This window comes from Calditrichia bacterium (assembly GCA_020634975.1).
Classification (GTDB): domain Bacteria; phylum Calditrichota; class Calditrichia; order RBG-13-44-9; family J075; genus JACKAQ01.
This window is the reverse complement of the sequence record JACKAQ010000001.1, coordinates 412296-427273: the sequence shown is the minus strand read 5'-3', so window position 1 is coordinate 427273 and position 14978 is coordinate 412296. Positions and strand designations below refer to the sequence as shown.

The 14978-nt window shown below is 49.2% G+C and carries 9 protein-coding genes; 4 read left to right on the top strand and 5 right to left on the bottom strand.

Annotated elements, in window-relative coordinates:
* The first annotated feature begins 228 nt into the window (after positions 1-228).
* Both H6629_01715 and H6629_01710 read left to right on the top strand, forming a co-directional pair.
* Positions 229-2097: a M1 family metallopeptidase gene (locus tag H6629_01715; protein ID MCB9066515.1), complete on the top strand. Its 1869-nt coding sequence runs from the start codon at positions 229-231 to the stop codon at positions 2095-2097.
* 334 nt (positions 2098-2431) lie between these two features.
* The gene (locus H6629_01710; protein MCB9066514.1) at positions 2432-3808 is read left to right on the top strand and encodes a tryptophanase; all 1377 of its coding nucleotides are present in this window, start codon (positions 2432-2434) and stop codon (positions 3806-3808) included.
* 46 nt (positions 3809-3854) lie between these two features.
* Here H6629_01710 and H6629_01705 read toward each other — a convergent pair whose 3' ends face one another.
* From H6629_01705 to H6629_01685, 5 genes are all read right to left on the bottom strand, one after another.
* Positions 3855-5990: a S9 family peptidase gene (locus H6629_01705; protein MCB9066513.1), complete on the bottom strand. Its 2136-nt coding sequence runs from the start codon at positions 5988-5990 to the stop codon at positions 3855-3857.
* A 122-nt stretch (positions 5991-6112) separates the two neighbouring features.
* Positions 6113-8023: a cation:proton antiporter gene (locus tag H6629_01700; GenBank protein ID MCB9066512.1), complete on the bottom strand. Its 1911-nt coding sequence runs from the start codon at positions 8021-8023 to the stop codon at positions 6113-6115.
* Between the two features lie 56 nt (positions 8024-8079).
* On the bottom strand, positions 8080-8679 hold the full coding sequence (locus tag H6629_01695) for an NAD(P)H-dependent oxidoreductase (GenBank protein ID MCB9066511.1): 600 nt from the start codon (positions 8677-8679) through the stop codon (positions 8080-8082).
* Positions 8680-8970: 291 nt separating this feature from the next.
* Positions 8971-10350 (bottom strand): OmpA family protein, encoded by a 1380-nt coding sequence (locus H6629_01690; GenBank protein ID MCB9066510.1) that lies wholly within the window; start codon positions 10348-10350, stop codon positions 8971-8973.
* A gap of 298 nt (positions 10351-10648) precedes the next feature.
* A complete protein-coding gene (locus H6629_01685) occupies positions 10649-12181 on the bottom strand; it encodes a hypothetical protein (protein ID MCB9066509.1) in 1533 nt (510 codons plus the stop codon).
* Between the two features lie 486 nt (positions 12182-12667).
* Between H6629_01685 and H6629_01680 the strand changes: the two genes are divergently transcribed.
* Positions 12668-13954, top strand: a complete 1287-nt coding sequence (locus H6629_01680) for an imidazolonepropionase (GenBank protein ID MCB9066508.1) — start codon at positions 12668-12670, stop codon at positions 13952-13954.
* A complete protein-coding gene (locus tag H6629_01675; GenBank protein ID MCB9066507.1) occupies positions 13944-14930 on the top strand; it encodes an arginase family protein in 987 nt (328 codons plus the stop codon). The genes H6629_01680 and H6629_01675 overlap by 11 nt, the downstream gene beginning before the upstream one ends.
* The last annotated feature ends 48 nt before the right edge of the window (positions 14931-14978 follow it).

Below are 14978 nucleotides of genomic sequence, written 5' to 3'. Positions count from 1 at the left end.
AACAACCGGTTCGCCAAATGGCTGTTTCTATCAAAATGGTACCATTCATTGTATTTAAGATACACCAAATCGCGATAAAATCAACCACTTAAATGATCGGAAACGTAACCCGCCGGGCTGCATTTGGATTTCGCGATACGGCGATTTAAACCATTTACAAAATTTACTTTCAAATTTGCTGAATTTGGCTACATTTGAGTTTGGCAAAAGTTAATGGAGGAATTGAATATGCCAGTGGTACAGATCCAAAAATGGATGAAAATAATGGTGATTTTTTCACTAATTGCGATGAGCGGCTGCACTGACAACGCCGCACCGGAAACCCTGCGTGATCCGCATTCCTTTGCGCATGCCGATGAAGTTGTGATGACCCATCTGGATTGGGACGCCGCTATCGATTTTGCGGAACACCGGATTGTGGCGAAAGCCAGCATTCATGTCAAAAACAAAACCGGCGCGAAACGGCTGTTTTTCGACTCCCGCGATTTGACGATCGATAAAATAACCCTCGGTGAAGATGAAATTGAAACCACATTTTCGATCGGCGAAACCATCGAATACATGGGTCAGGAGCTGGCAATCGACATTCTGCCGGAAACAAAAATAGTGCATGTGTACTATTCATCTGCGCCGGAAGCTGCAGCATTGCAATGGTTAACTGCTGAACAAACTGCCGGGAAAAAGCACCCGTTTTTGTTCAGCCAGTCGCAGGCTATTTTGGCGCGAACCTGGATTCCCTGCCAGGATAGCCCGGGGATCCGTTTTACATACAATGCCCGCGTAAAAACCGATCCGGAATTGTTGGCGTTGATGAGCGCCTCAAATCCCACCGAAAAAAGCGCAGACGGCGTTTACGAATTCACAATGGCACAGCCGATTCCCGCATATTTGCTGGCTATTGCCGTTGGCGATGTGGAATTTCGGTCGCTTGGCGCACGGAGCGGCGTTTATGCGGAGCCATCCGTGATCGCCAAAGCCGCTTACGAATTTGCCGATACCGAAAAAATGATCGAAGCTGCCGAAAAATTATACGGCCCGTATCGCTGGGATCGTTACGATATGATTGTGCTGCCGCCCAGTTTTCCGTTTGGCGGGATGGAAAATCCCCGGCTCACCTTTGCAACGCCCACCATTTTGGCCGGCGATCGCTCGCTGGTTGCGCTCGTTGCCCATGAACTGGCGCACAGCTGGTCAGGAAATTTGGTTACCAGCGCAACGTGGAACGATTTTTGGCTCAACGAAGGCTTTACTTCGTATTTCGAAAATCGAATAATGGAAGAAGTTTACGGAGAATCGTATGCTCGAATGCTTGCCCAATTGAGTTATCAGGATGCGATGCGAGATGTCAAGCAGCTTGGCGCGAACAGTCCGGACACCCACCTCAAACTAAATTTAGCCGGACGCGACCCGGATGATACCGCAAGTGGTATTGTTTACGACAAAGGTGCGCTTTTTTTGGTGCTGCTCGAAAAAACATTCGGGCGGGAAAAATGGGATCCGTTTTTGCGCGGCTATTTCGACAAATTTGCGTTCCAAACCATGACATCCGAAGGATTTGTGAAATATCTGCGGGAAAACCTCATCAAGGGTGATAAAGAATTAGAGGAAAAACTAAAGATCGATCAATGGGTGTACGGACCCGGATTGCCGGACAACGCACCGGTGCCGCAATCGGATGAATTCGCCAAAGTTGAAGCTCAAATTGCAAACTGGACCGGCGGCACACCCGCCGCAAAATTGGACACCAACGGCTGGACTACCCACCACTGGCTGCATTTTCTGCGAAATTTGCCCAAAGAATTGAGCACTGCACAACTGCAGGATTTGGACAATGCGTTCAAATTTACCCAATCCGGTAATTCCGAAATTGCATGTTTGTGGCTGGAACATGCTGTAAATAATAACTATACGCCCGCATACGATCGGCTGGACGATTACCTCTCGCAAATTGGTCGCCGCAAATTGGTGCTGCCGTTATACACTGCGCTCGCCAAAACCCCGGAAGGGCTGGAACGTGCCCGCAAAATTTATGCGACCGCCCGCGCCGGTTATCACCCGGTAACGTATGCGACAATTGATCAAATTTTGAAAAAGTAGTTGTTCGTAGTATCCCAAAGATTTTTATTTCATAGGCTGTTTTGAGAAAACAAACCGGAGATTCCTGCATTTGCTCCGAATGTCGGCAAATGATACCTTATCGATCATTCCGGCGAATGCAGGAATCTCCATTATTTTAGCCTTAATTTGCTGTTCGCAGCATAACACATTTCTGACTTAATCGTTGGAATTTACTCGGGCACCCGCATCAAGAAATGTCGGCTTTCCGTTTGAAATGTGAGCTTTTTCCTGACGCATATATTTGCAATCGACCTTAATTCTTGCTTTACATATAAATTGTAAATTTCATAAAGCACAACTATGAGGTCTGATGATGCAATTTCCTTCCGAACCCTTCCGCATTAAAGTTGTTGAACCCATCCGGCGCACCACCCGCGAAGAACGCGAAAAGCTGATTCGCACAGCGGGATTCAACGTATTCGCTATTCCCGCAGATGCCATTTACGTTGATTTGCTGACCGATAGCGGCACTTCGGCGATGAGCGATAACCAGTGGGCCGGCATGATGCTCGGCGATGAATCCTACGCCGGGAGCAAAAATTATTATCATTTTGAAGAGACCGTCCACGATATTTTTGGCTTCAAACATATTATCCCAACCCATCAGGGGCGTGTTGCGGAAAACCTGCTGTTTTCCACCATTCTGGAAAAAGGGATGATCATTCCCAACAACATCCATTTCGATACTACCCGCGCAAATGTGGAATACAACGGTGGTGTGGCGATGGATCTGGTGATCGACGTGGCATACGACACGGAGCAATTCCACCCGTTCAAAGGCAATATGGATCTGGAAAAGCTGGAAAAAGTGATCAAAATGAACGGCGTTAATAAAATTCCACTGGTGATGATGACCATCACCAACAATTCCGGCGGTGGGCAGCCGGTATCGCTGGCCAACATCCGGGCAGTGCGTAAGCTGCTCAACGAATACAACATCCCGCTGTTTTTTGATGCCTGCCGCTTTGCGGAAAACTGTTTTCTGATAAAGGAACGCGAGGCGGAATACCGCAATCATTCCATAAAAGAAATTGCGCAGGAAATTTTTTCGCTCGGCGACGGTTGCACGATGAGCGCGAAAAAGGATGGATTGGTGAATATCGGCGGATTTATCGGCATGAACGACGATGCGCTGGCGGAAAAAATCACCAATCGCCTGATTTTGATCGAGGGATTTTCCACCTACGGCGGATTGGCCGGACGCGATCTGGAAGCCATCGCCCGTGGGCTGAAAGAAGTGCTGGATGAAGATTATCTGCACTATCGCATCAGTCAGGTGCGCAATTTAGGGCAAATGCTCCACGATGAAGGCGTGCCGATTCTCAAACCGATTGGCGGACATGCCGTTTACCTGAACGCCCGAAAATTTTTGCCGCACATTCCGCAAAGCGAATTCCCGGCGCAGGCGCTCACTGTCGCGCTCTATCGCGAAGCGGGCATCCGCGCGGTGGAAATCGGCAGCCTGATGTTCGGACACACCGATCCCGAAACCGGCAAAACCGTTCACCCGGAACTGGAACTGGTGCGATTGGCTATTCCGCGACGCGTGTACACCACGATGCACATGAATTACGTGGCGGAATCAATCGCAAAAATTTTCAACGAAAGGGAAAAAATTAAGGGATTGCGGATTGTGAGTGAGTCGCCGGTGTTGCGCCATTTTACGGCGCGGCTGGCGGAAATTGGTTGATAATAAATGTCGGGGCGAACGGCTGTTCGCCCCGACGTAATTTGTGTTAATTCAACAGTTTAGGCTTCGGTTTTACATCGAGCACTTTCATCAAAAATGCCCATTTGTCTGCCGCTTCCTCGATAATTTTGCTGGTCGGTTTGCCCGCGCCGTGTCCCGCTTTCGTTTCGATGCGGATGAGCGTCGGTTTGTCGCCGCCCTGCGCAGCCTGCAACGCAGCGGCAAATTTATAGGAATGTCCCGGCACAACGCGGTCGTCGTGATCGGCAGTGGTAATCAGCGTTGCCGGATAGTGCGTGCCCGGTTTCAAATTGTGCAAAGGCGAATATTTGTAGAGAAAATCAAATTGTTCGGGATTATCGGACGAGCCGTATTCGCTGGCCCACGCCCAACCGATGGTGAATTTGTGATAGCGCAACATGTCCAGAACACCCACTGCGACAATCGCTGCGCCGAACAAATCCGGGCGTTGAGAGAGGCACGCGCCGGTGAGCAACCCGCCGTTCGAACCGCCGGCAATCGCCAGTTTTTCGCTGGATGTGTAGCCTTTTTCGATCAAATATTCGCCTGCGGCGATAAAATCATCGAACACATTTTGCTTTTTTTCCAGCATGCCGGCCTGATGCCAATCCTCGCCGTATTCGCCGCCGCCCCGCAAATTCGGCATCGCGTAAACGCCGCCCATTTCCAACCACACCAAATTGCTGATCGAAAACGCCGGTGTCATGCTGATTTTGAATCCGCCGTAGGCATAAAGGTATGCCGGATTGCTGCCGTCCATCGCCAAATCTTTTCGGTGAACGATGAACATCGGCACTTTTGTGCCATCTTTGCTGGGATAAAATTCCTGCTTCACCACATATTCCGATGCGTCAAAATCGATTTCCGGCGAGCGGAAAACTTCTGATGTGCCGGTTTTGAAATCGTATCGGAAAATTGATGTCGGATAAGTGAACGAAGTGAACGAATAAAACATCTCGCTGTCCTCGCGTTCGCCGGAAATGCTGCCAACGCTGCCGATGGTCGGCAAATTGATTTCGTTCACCAATGAGCCGTCCAGTTCGTGAACGGTCAGCCGATCCCGCGCATCCACCATCGCGCTGACCACAAATTGGTTGTTGACAATTTGAGCGGATGAAAGCACTGCTTTGCTTTCGGGAATCAACGTTTTCCAATTTTCTTTGGCGGGATTGGCGACGTCGATGCTGATCAACCGGGCATTCGGCGCGTCCAGATCGGTTTGAATATAAAATTCCGTGCCGGTGTTCCCGACAAAATTATACGATGCATCGTTGGCATCCAGCAACTTCACGATATCGCTATTCTCGGATTGTAAATCTTTATAATACAGCCGGTTAACGCGGGCAGAGCCTGTCCAGACATTCAGCACCAAAAAGCGCCCGTCATCCGTTACGCCCGGCCAAAAGCCCATGTCCGGGTTGTCCGGACGTTCGTAAATTAGCGCATCATCCGATTGCAGTGTGCCGATTTTGTGGAAATACAATTTCATATTTTTGTTGGATTGCTCGAACTCGTCGCCCTCTTTTGGCGCGGCGTAGCGGCTGTAAAAAAAACCGCTGTGATCGGGCAGCCACGCCGCCGTGCTGAATTTGATCCACTCCAGTTTGTCCGCCAAATCTTCGCCGGTTGCCACATTTTTGACGCGGAAAGTTTGCCAATCGGAGCCGCTGGCGCTGGTCGCGTACATCGCCAGTTTGCCGTCTTTACTGAACTGCAAATCTTTCAGCGCAACCGTGCCGTCCTCCGAAAACGTGTTCGGATCGATAAAAACAGTGGGATTTTCATCATCCAGCGATTTCACCGAATAATAGACATACTGGTTCTGCAACCCGTCGTTTTTGCTGAAAAAATAGCGATCGCCGCGTTTGAACGGCAGCCCGTATTTGGGATAATTCCACAGCTCGGTGAGCCGCTTTTTGAGCTGTTCGCGGGCTTCGATTTTCTCCAGATAACCGAAAGTGACCGCATTTTGCGCCGCTACCCATGCCCGGGTTTCGTCGCTGTCCAAATCTTCCAGCCAGCGATACGGATCGGCAACCTGCGTTCCGTGATAATCTTCTACCACGTCGCCTTTTTGCGTTTCCGGATATTTAATTTGCTGCGCTGAAATGGAAAAACCGAGAAATAACAACATCGTTAACATCAATAAAAACAGCTTCATAAGTGTTCTCCTGCAACAATTGTTGATTTCATTGTTATCTGAAACCAACTTACGGAAATTGTCGGGAATTCGCAATGCAGCGGATAACTTCCTTCGCATATCTGCTGCCCGGATTGAAAAACTCAATCTTTTTCCGGTTCCGGCGGTCGATTGCCAAATTCCTCGATCAGCGTTGTCGGATCCCAGCCTAAATCCTTGTTTTTACCGACGTTATCCAGCTCATCCAAAATCAGGCGTTCCAAATCCTGAATCCGCTGTCGTGCGCCGCGAATTAATGCTTTCCGGTCGTGATGCATAGTCGCCAGTTCGTGCAGATATTTTTCGTCGTGTTTGCGAAATGTTTTGACGCTGCGTTGGGTTTGGTATTTGCGAAAATCGAGTTTTGCCAACGCATCCGCGCCCATTCGCAGCGCGGAATCGAGCGTTTCGCGATAAACATCGCTGATGCCCGCATCGATGAGTTGATACGCATCGTTCCAGCCACGGCTGCGCGCCATAATGGTGAGGTGCGGGAAATGTTTTTTGGCGGTGTGCACAATGTCGAGCGATTTTTCGGGATTATCCACCGCGATGATCAGCAGTTCGGCATCGTGTGCGCCGGCGGCGTGCAACAAATCCTGCCGCGAGGCATCGCCGTAAAATACTTTCAGCCCCATTTTGCGGAGCAAATCCACATTATCCGGATCGATATCGAGAAAAGTTGCCTGCACGCCGTTGGCCTGCAGCAGTCGCCCGATGGTGCTGCCAACCCTGCCAAATCCGGCGATGATCACTTTGTTTTTTTCATCGATGGCATCGGCGCTTTTTTCGGCAGATTCTTTAGTGCCGAATCTCGGCAGGAGCAATTTTTCGTTGAGCGCCATCAGCAACGGCGTCAGCGCCATTGTGAGTGCGACGACTGCGATCATCGGATTGGCAACTTCCGGCGTCATCACATTGTGCTGCAGCGCGAATGAAAATAGCACGAACGCGAATTCGCCGCCCTGCGCCAGTGCAAATGCGAACAGCAGGTTGTTGTCCAATCCCATTTTGAAAAATTTGCCGATGACAAATAACACCGCAAATTTCAGCGCGATCAATCCGGCGACTAAGCCCAATATCATCAACGGGTTATCTGCGATCAAATTAAAATCGATGGATGCGCCGACGGCGATAAAAAACAACCCCAGCAGCAGCCCTTTGAATGGCTCGATATCGGTTTCCAATTCGTGGCGATACTCGCTTTGGGCCAGCACAACGCCGGCCAAAAACGTGCCGAGCGCTGCGCTCAATCCCACTTTTGTCATCAGCATGGCAATGCCGATAACCAGCAACAACGCCGCAGCGGTGAACAATTCCCGCAACCGGGTGTTGGCAATTTGCCGGAACGCTGGTGAAATCAAAAATTTTCCAGCGAGAATAATCAGCGCAACAACGCCCAAAACAGCCAGCGTTTGCCCCCAGATTGGCAGTCCGTCCACCCAAGTGCCGGCGTGATGCGCATCATCTGCGGCAGCGCCGGCAGCTACGGATTTCATCGCCAGTAGCGGCAAGATCGCCAAAATGGGAATCACCGCAATATCCTGAAACAGCAGTACAGAAAATGCATTCTGCCCGCCGCTGGTTTTCATCAATCCTTTTTCGTTGAGGGTTTGCAGCACAATTGCAGTTGAAGACATTGCCAGCGTTAATCCCATTGCCAGCGCCATCTGCCAGCTCAGCCCGAATGCGATGGAAATGCCCATCGCTGCCAGCGTTGTGAGCAAAACCTGAAATCCGCCCAATCCGAGAATCGGGACGCGCAAACTCCATAATAATGCGGGTTGCAATTCCAGCCCGATGAGGAACAGCATCATCACCACGCCAAATTCAGCGAAGTGCATCACATCCTGACCTTCTTCGCCAATCAATCCCATTACAAAAGGACCGATGATAACCCCGGCAATCAGGTAGCCCAAAACCGAGCCCAAACCCAGCCGTTTGGCAATCGGCACCGAAATGACCGCTGCCGTGAGATACACAAATGCCTGATAAAAAAATCCACCTTCTGCCATAGTTTTGCTCATGTATTAAGGTTTTTTGATATCAACAGTGAGATAAAAAATGCTGATTACACAGATGCTTTTTCGAAATAACTGTTTAGGTATTTAAGCTTTTCCGCTGTCGCCAAATCAAATTTTTCGTCCCGAATAGTGTGTAACAGTTGAAGATAATTTTGTTGGTGAGTTTCGACTTGCGCCGGAGTTATCGCATGTGTTCCGTGAACAACAAACGGTGGTAAATAGTTCATTTTACATAACTTAACGGTTCGTTCAATTGGTGCCAGCAATTCATTTATAGTATAATGATTCAAGCCCTCCCGGCAGTATGCCTGCTGACCACCGCCGGTTGTAATGGCGCTGAAAAACCATTTACCTTTGAGCGCATTGCCTTTGCTGCCGTATGCCCAACCGTGCTCTAAAACAAGGTCTTGCCATTCTTTGAGAATTGCAGGTGTGCTGTACCAAAACATGGGATGTTGAAAAATCAGCACATCATGCGACTCCAGCAATGTTTGTTCGGCGGGCACATTGATGTCAAAATCCGGATAAACCTGATAAAGATCGCGAAATGTGACACCTTCGATTTCAGAAATACCGTCCGTAAGCCGGGAGTTAATTCTGGATTTCTGAAAAGCGGGATGGGCGAATAAGATCAATATTTTTTTCACAGAACACCTTTTAGTTTCACCAAATTTGCTGTTGGCATTTAGTTCTCACGAAGAATTTAGAAATACTATTGGATTTCTGCAAGTCTGGCCATTTTACCATTTCTTGGTTTACGATTAATATTTTCAATCACGATGCAAGGCAATATGTTGGAAAATATAAATCAATAAGATGGGTAAATCATAAAATTGCCAAAATGGACTGTTTTAATACAATATCTAAATTCAAAAAAAACGCCCGGAGACTGCGGTGTTGTCTCCGGGCGTTTCTGTAACTATCTGAAAAAATTAATGTTATTGAATGCGTTCAATTTCAATTCGGCGATTTCGCGAGCGCCCGGTTTCTGTAGCGTTGGATGCAACCGGTTCCGACTCACCTTTCCCGGTAGCAATAATTCTGAATTCCGAAATACCCTGACTGATCAAATAACGCCGCACGCTTTCGGCACGCCGTTGGGAAAGGTTGAGGTTGTAGCTGTCCGATCCAATATTATCTGTATGTCCGCTAATCTCAACGCGAACGGAATCTTCCGCAATCAATGCTTCTGCGATATAATTAAGGATCAATTCAGAGTTGGGGTCCAACTCAGCGCTGTTGAATTTAAAATAAATATTATTCAACACGATTCGCCGTTGGAAATTGGAATCCGGGCAGCCATCGTTATCTTCAACTCCGTTGAAATTTTCCGGGACATTGGGGCAGGCGTCAGCTACATCGGGAATGCCATCGCCATCGTTATCCAAATCGGGGCAGCCGTCGGTGTCTTCAAAACCGTCGTAATCTTCTTTTGTATCAATGTTATCGCGAACCGTTTTGTCGGTTCCCGGGCATCTATCGCGGCGATCCCAAATACCATCACCATCGTTATCCGGGTCCGGGCATCCGTCTTCATCCTGAAAATTATCAAAATCTTCCGGCTCATTTGGGCAGGCGTCCAGCACATCACGGATGCCGTCTTCGTCGTTATCGTAATCGGGGCAACCATCGTCGTCATCAAAACCGTCGCGATCTTCGGGATCATCCGGACAAATATCAATCACATCCGGGATGCCATCACCATCGCGGTCGCCCTGCTCGTCACCAAAATAAAATGTTAATCCCAAATTTGAGGTGAGATAATCGTCATCCCCGTCACCGGGCTGGCCAACGCTTTCGGCATAATTGATCGCTGAAAAACGGTAAATTGTCTGAAAATCAGCTGATAAATCCCTTTTCAAGAAATATGATGAGCCGATGCCCAAAGGAATCCCAACTTTATACTGGTCATAATTGATGGCACGATTGATAACGATGTCTCGCCCATCCGAGTCTTTTGGCGACAGCCGTTCTTGCTCCAATCCGGTAATTAAATACGGTTGAATAATGCCATCGCGAATAAGTTTTAATTTGATATTTGCCATTAGATACCAAATGTTGGAACTGATACCGATTCTCGAACCTTTACCATTGATGGTTGCTGTTCCCAATTCCAACCCGATGGAATAGAGATCGACCATCCAGTAATCCGCGGAAAAAGCCCAGTTTGTGCCCAAATTACGATCTTCAATGTCCACATAGTTTGAGGCAAAACCGCCTTTCCAACTGAATCCGACTTTGTTGCCGGTGGAAAATTGTGCGGAGAGAATTGCCGGAAATAATACCAGCATCGCGATAAAATATAATCGGGATTTCATAAACATCCTTGTATATCGGTTGACAAATCCATTTGCCGCACTTTGTTGCGCAGTCGATAAGCTATTTATTAACAAAGTGTTATGTCGCCGGGAAGCTTTGGGTTGCTCCGAAGGACTTTCCCGGCACGAACCAAATATAGCTTTGCAAACAGTAACACTCCGGGGGAAAGTCACAAATTTCACAGCCTGTTTCCTAACGGTATCGAAAACAGATGTGAAAGATGTGGAAATCGATTCCGGTCTATGTTTTGTAAAATGCGGTGAAAAGCGTTTGGCTCGCATATCATATTCCTTTTTGCTACTCTGTATTGCGTGAAATCCGGACTGTGTAAATAGTTGCATTATTAATTTTTATTTCGCTGATGAGCTCGACGGAGATGCCGCTGGACGTGCGGTCGTCCCATAAATTGCTGTTGGGATTGGTGTTTGGCGCAAAAATGCGGTTGCCGTCCATCCGGAAGGCGTCCGCCGGATTGCCGTACACCCGCCGGGTGGTGATCGCCGTTCCGGCAGAATCTTCCGCAAAATGTTTGAAATAAATCGGGTGACGGGTGCGTTCATCCATTTTTGTGGTTTGCAGGGCATCCAGCGCATCCTGTCCGGCGGGATTTGGCGCCAGCCGCGAAAACACCGGAATGGAATCAGTTGCCCGCAATCCCCACGGGTTTTGGATCCAGTACGGATTATCCCAATCGAACCGCCCATCGGCAGATTCGATATCGTATGCAGGTTGTGGACCATTGCCCTTAACGTGATAAATATACAGGCCTTTAGCGTCGCCAAATTTATTCGGTTCATCGAATCGCGACAGGCATTGGTGATTTTCCAAAATGAATGATTCATCGCGTGTGCCGGGGATGGGAATGCGCACGGCATCGCCGGTGGTGAGGTAATCCGCCAGCGTTACGATGGCCTCGTATGTGGTGATTTCCGGCAGATCGCTCCAGCCAAGCCAGGCTCGATTGTATGCGTTCACCATTCCTGAACGACTGTGCAGAATGCCCCAAAATGCGTAATTTTTGACACCCGGCGGATCTTTGTGATAACGCGGATGCCCCGATCCGATAAATTTGTGCCCCAATTCATGCCCGGCGCGATCCGCCCGAAAACCGTTGATCCCGCCATCCAGCGTAAAGCCGGAGCCGGGAAATCCGCGACGAATGTGCCGTTTGCCATTGTCCACTGCCAGATCGTCGCGACCGTAAAACAGCACGGAAATGCCGTTGTGCAGATTGAATGTGCCGTAAAATGACTCGCGATAAACGATCATTATCAAATCAACCACACCGTCCGGTTCATTTGTGTGACGATTATTTGAAAATGTCCAGTTGTCGTATTTGGCAAAATCGATGCGCGAATCGAGAGTTTTCAGCACTTCCTGATTGATTTCGCTAAACGTCTGTTTTTTATCGATATAGTATTGTTTCGAATGTCTGGTTGTCACCCAAAAACCATCGCCAAAAACCTGCAATTGATTAAACGACATCGTCCGGAAATAGTGGGTGAGGTTACCGTTTTCGGATTGCTGGGTGAGTGTGCTGTCCAGTGCATCGTGTAAAAAAACCGGCCCGGTTGTCACCGGCCAATTGGCTGCCGTTGGCGAAAGCGAATCATCTGCAAACTGAACAAAAACGGCAATCGCCCGAACGGCGCCGCTGGTCGTAAACATCTGCCCGCCTTTTTGCGGCACGGGCGGCGGCATCAGTTGGGATGGCTGATGCTGGTTTGGGAATTTCGGGGATGGGTTGTATTGCGTAAACACCGGAAAAACAATCGCAATCACCATCAGAAACACCCGCAGCGCCATGTTGCGAAGTGATTGTTTCTTCACGGCAATTGCTCCTCAGGTTGGGCTGAGTTATTTTTCCCGGTTGCTATCGCAGGTGGAAAAGTTGTCATCCTGAACATTTGCATCGTTGTAGTTCTTCCTGTTAAAACCATTTCCTGATCCGTGCCTGCTGGCGCTGGCTTATCCATAAAATGCAGATTATGTTGAATGCGAAGCCGTAACGCAATTCTCAAAGAGATACGAAATTTACGATCAGATAATCATTTCTCAAAAGGGCGTAACCCGACAAATAGAGCATTTTGAAAATTGCGTAAAAAAACGAATGGTAGGCTGTGTGTTTTGTTTGAAAAACTGCAAAAAATACTACAAATCCAACAATTGCAATTTCCCCGAACAGCTGAAATCACTGGTGAAATTTGTGCCGGTAACAAAATATTACGCCTGGAGCGGATTCATTTTCCGCTCGACATCAAACGATTTCAGCCATAACTTATTTGATTCAAAAACAATAAAACTTGTGACGGTTCGATGAAAACAGCAGATCTCATTCTCACAAATATTGGTCAATTGGCAACTTGCGCAGCGACTGCGCCCAAACGCGGCGAGCAGTTGAACGACGCCGGGTTGCGTAACAATGCGGCGGTGGCAGTCCAAAACGGAAAGATTATCGCCGTTGGTGATGTCGCGGAAATCCGGCGCGAATATGACGCCAAAACCGTGATCGACGCGGGCGGCAACGCGGTCGTTCCCGGCTTTGTGGATGCCCACACCCACGTTGTTTTTGCGGGTGAGCGCATCAACGAATTTGAACTGCGGATAAAAGGCGCGGATTATTTGGAAATTCTGGCGGCTGGCGGAGGTATTTTGTCAACGATGACAGCGACCCGCGCGGCAACGCCGGCGGAAATGGCTGCGCAAAGCCGCCCGCGATTAAACGAGATGCTGCAACTCGGCACCACAACAGCAGAAGTGAAAAGCGGTTACGGCTTGTCCACAGAGAGCGAATTGCACATGCTGCAAGCGGTTGAAATTCTTGAAGATAGCCACCCAATGACGCTCGTGCCAACCTTTCTCGGTGCGCACGCGATCCCGCCGGAATTCTCCGGTCGCAGCGATGATTTCACTGATCTGATTATTGCGGAAATGCTGCCGCAGGTGGAAAAATGGTATCGAAATTCGATCTTTGCCAAACAGCAAATCCCGCTGTTCGTGGATGTGTTTTGCGAAAAAAATGCATTTAATCTGGCGCAGTCGCGGCGGGTGTTGGCTGCCGGAAAAGCGGCCGGATTTTCGCTGAAAATTCACACGGACGAATTTACTGCGCTCGGTGGCACATCGCTGGCTGCGGAATTGGGCGCAACTTCGGCGGATCATCTCGATGTGACAACGCCGGAGGAACGGGCGATTTTGGCGGCATCCAACACAATTGCGGTGTTTATCCCGGCGGTCAATCTCAATTTTGGCAGCAGCCACTTTGCCGATGCCCGCGCATTCGCAGACGACGGCGCGGCAATTGCGCTGGCAACGGATATCAATCCCGGTTCCGCGCCCTGCCCCTCCATGCCGTTGGTGATGGCGCTGGCTTGCCGATACCAAAAATTACTGCCGTCGGAAGCGCTCAACGCTGCGACCATCAACGCGGCGTTCGCGGTTGGAATGGGCGATCGCGTCGGGTCAATCGAGGTGGGAAAAGCGGCGGATTTGCTCATTTTGAAATACGCGGATTTCCGGCATGTTGCTTACCAAATCGGCGGTAATCCGGTGAAAACGGTCATCAAAAACGGCAAAATTATGGATTTTTGCGATGAAATTTGAGCAGAAAAATGCCACGCCAATCGTGTTTGGCATTCCATTTGAAAACGGCATCCGCATGATGCAGCGACTGAAACGCGGCGTTACCGGAACGGCTGAAGCACCTGCCGCAATTATCAAACGATTGAAAAAATCACCGATTGATTGGGAGTGCCAATTGCTGGATTTACAGGAATTTGCGATCGAAATTTCTCCCGAAAACCGTGATAATGCAAATGCAATTTTGCAGCACAATCTGCAAACGATTGCCGGACACGAAAGCATCAGCGAAGCGATTACGGCGGCGGTTGCTACTGCCGGAAAAATCCCCGTTTCGCTGGGCGGCGATCATTCGCTGACGTATCCGCTGTTTCGCGGTGTGCGTCACGCGTTGCCGGATGCCAACATCGCACTGCTGTATGTGGACGCTCATTGGGACATGCGCCCGCCGGAAATCTGTTGCGGTGTGGAAAATATCATCAGCAGCGGGAATTCGTTTTATCGCCTGCTCGAAGATGCGGACATGCGATTGCCGGGCAAAAATATGGCGGTTTTGGGCATCCATCGCCAGCCGTCGGAATTGTTCAAATCGATGGAAAATTATGCGTGCTCGAACGGCGTTTTTGTGGGATACGACGCCGATTGCAGCGAAAGCAACGCCGCCGCAATCACCGAAAGCGCGTTGCAGCAAATTATGGCGGGAATGGATGGCGTTTATCTCAGTCTGGATATCGATGCGGTTTCCGCAAGCGATGCGCCCGGCGTGAGCGCACCGGCGGATCAGGGCATCAGCCGTAATTCTTGGTTGCAAATTGTGGAAACGGTGCTGAAATCTGCCCCGGTTTTCGGGATCGATATAGTGGAAGCATCGTCGCGAAAGCAGCATTGGAGCGCGCTGTTTCCCGAAGAAAAACAGGTGGTTCCGTCAAAGCACGATGTGCTCACGCCCACCGTCGATCTCGTTCTGGAAACGATGAGTGTGATTGCTAAGTATCTGTAAATATTTAATTTGTGGTTGTTGGTTTTCCGCAAAGACGTGGCGTGTGCG

Coding starts and splice junctions, on each gene's coding strand:
- H6629_01715 (MCB9066515.1), top strand. CDS start 229: ATGCCAGTGGTACAGATCCAAAAATGGATGAAAATAATGGTGATTTTT.
- H6629_01710 (MCB9066514.1), top strand. CDS start 2,432: ATGCAATTTCCTTCCGAACCCTTCCGCATTAAAGTTGTTGAACCCATC.
- H6629_01705 (MCB9066513.1), bottom strand. CDS start 5,990: ATGAAGCTGTTTTTATTGATGTTAACGATGTTGTTATTTCTCGGTTTT.
- H6629_01700 (MCB9066512.1), bottom strand. CDS start 8,023: ATGGCAGAAGGTGGATTTTTTTATCAGGCATTTGTGTATCTCACGGCA.
- H6629_01690 (MCB9066510.1), bottom strand. CDS start 10,350: ATGAAATCCCGATTATATTTTATCGCGATGCTGGTATTATTTCCGGCA.
- H6629_01680 (MCB9066508.1), top strand. CDS start 12,668: ATGAAAACAGCAGATCTCATTCTCACAAATATTGGTCAATTGGCAACT.
- H6629_01675 (MCB9066507.1), top strand. CDS start 13,944: ATGAAATTTGAGCAGAAAAATGCCACGCCAATCGTGTTTGGCATTCCA.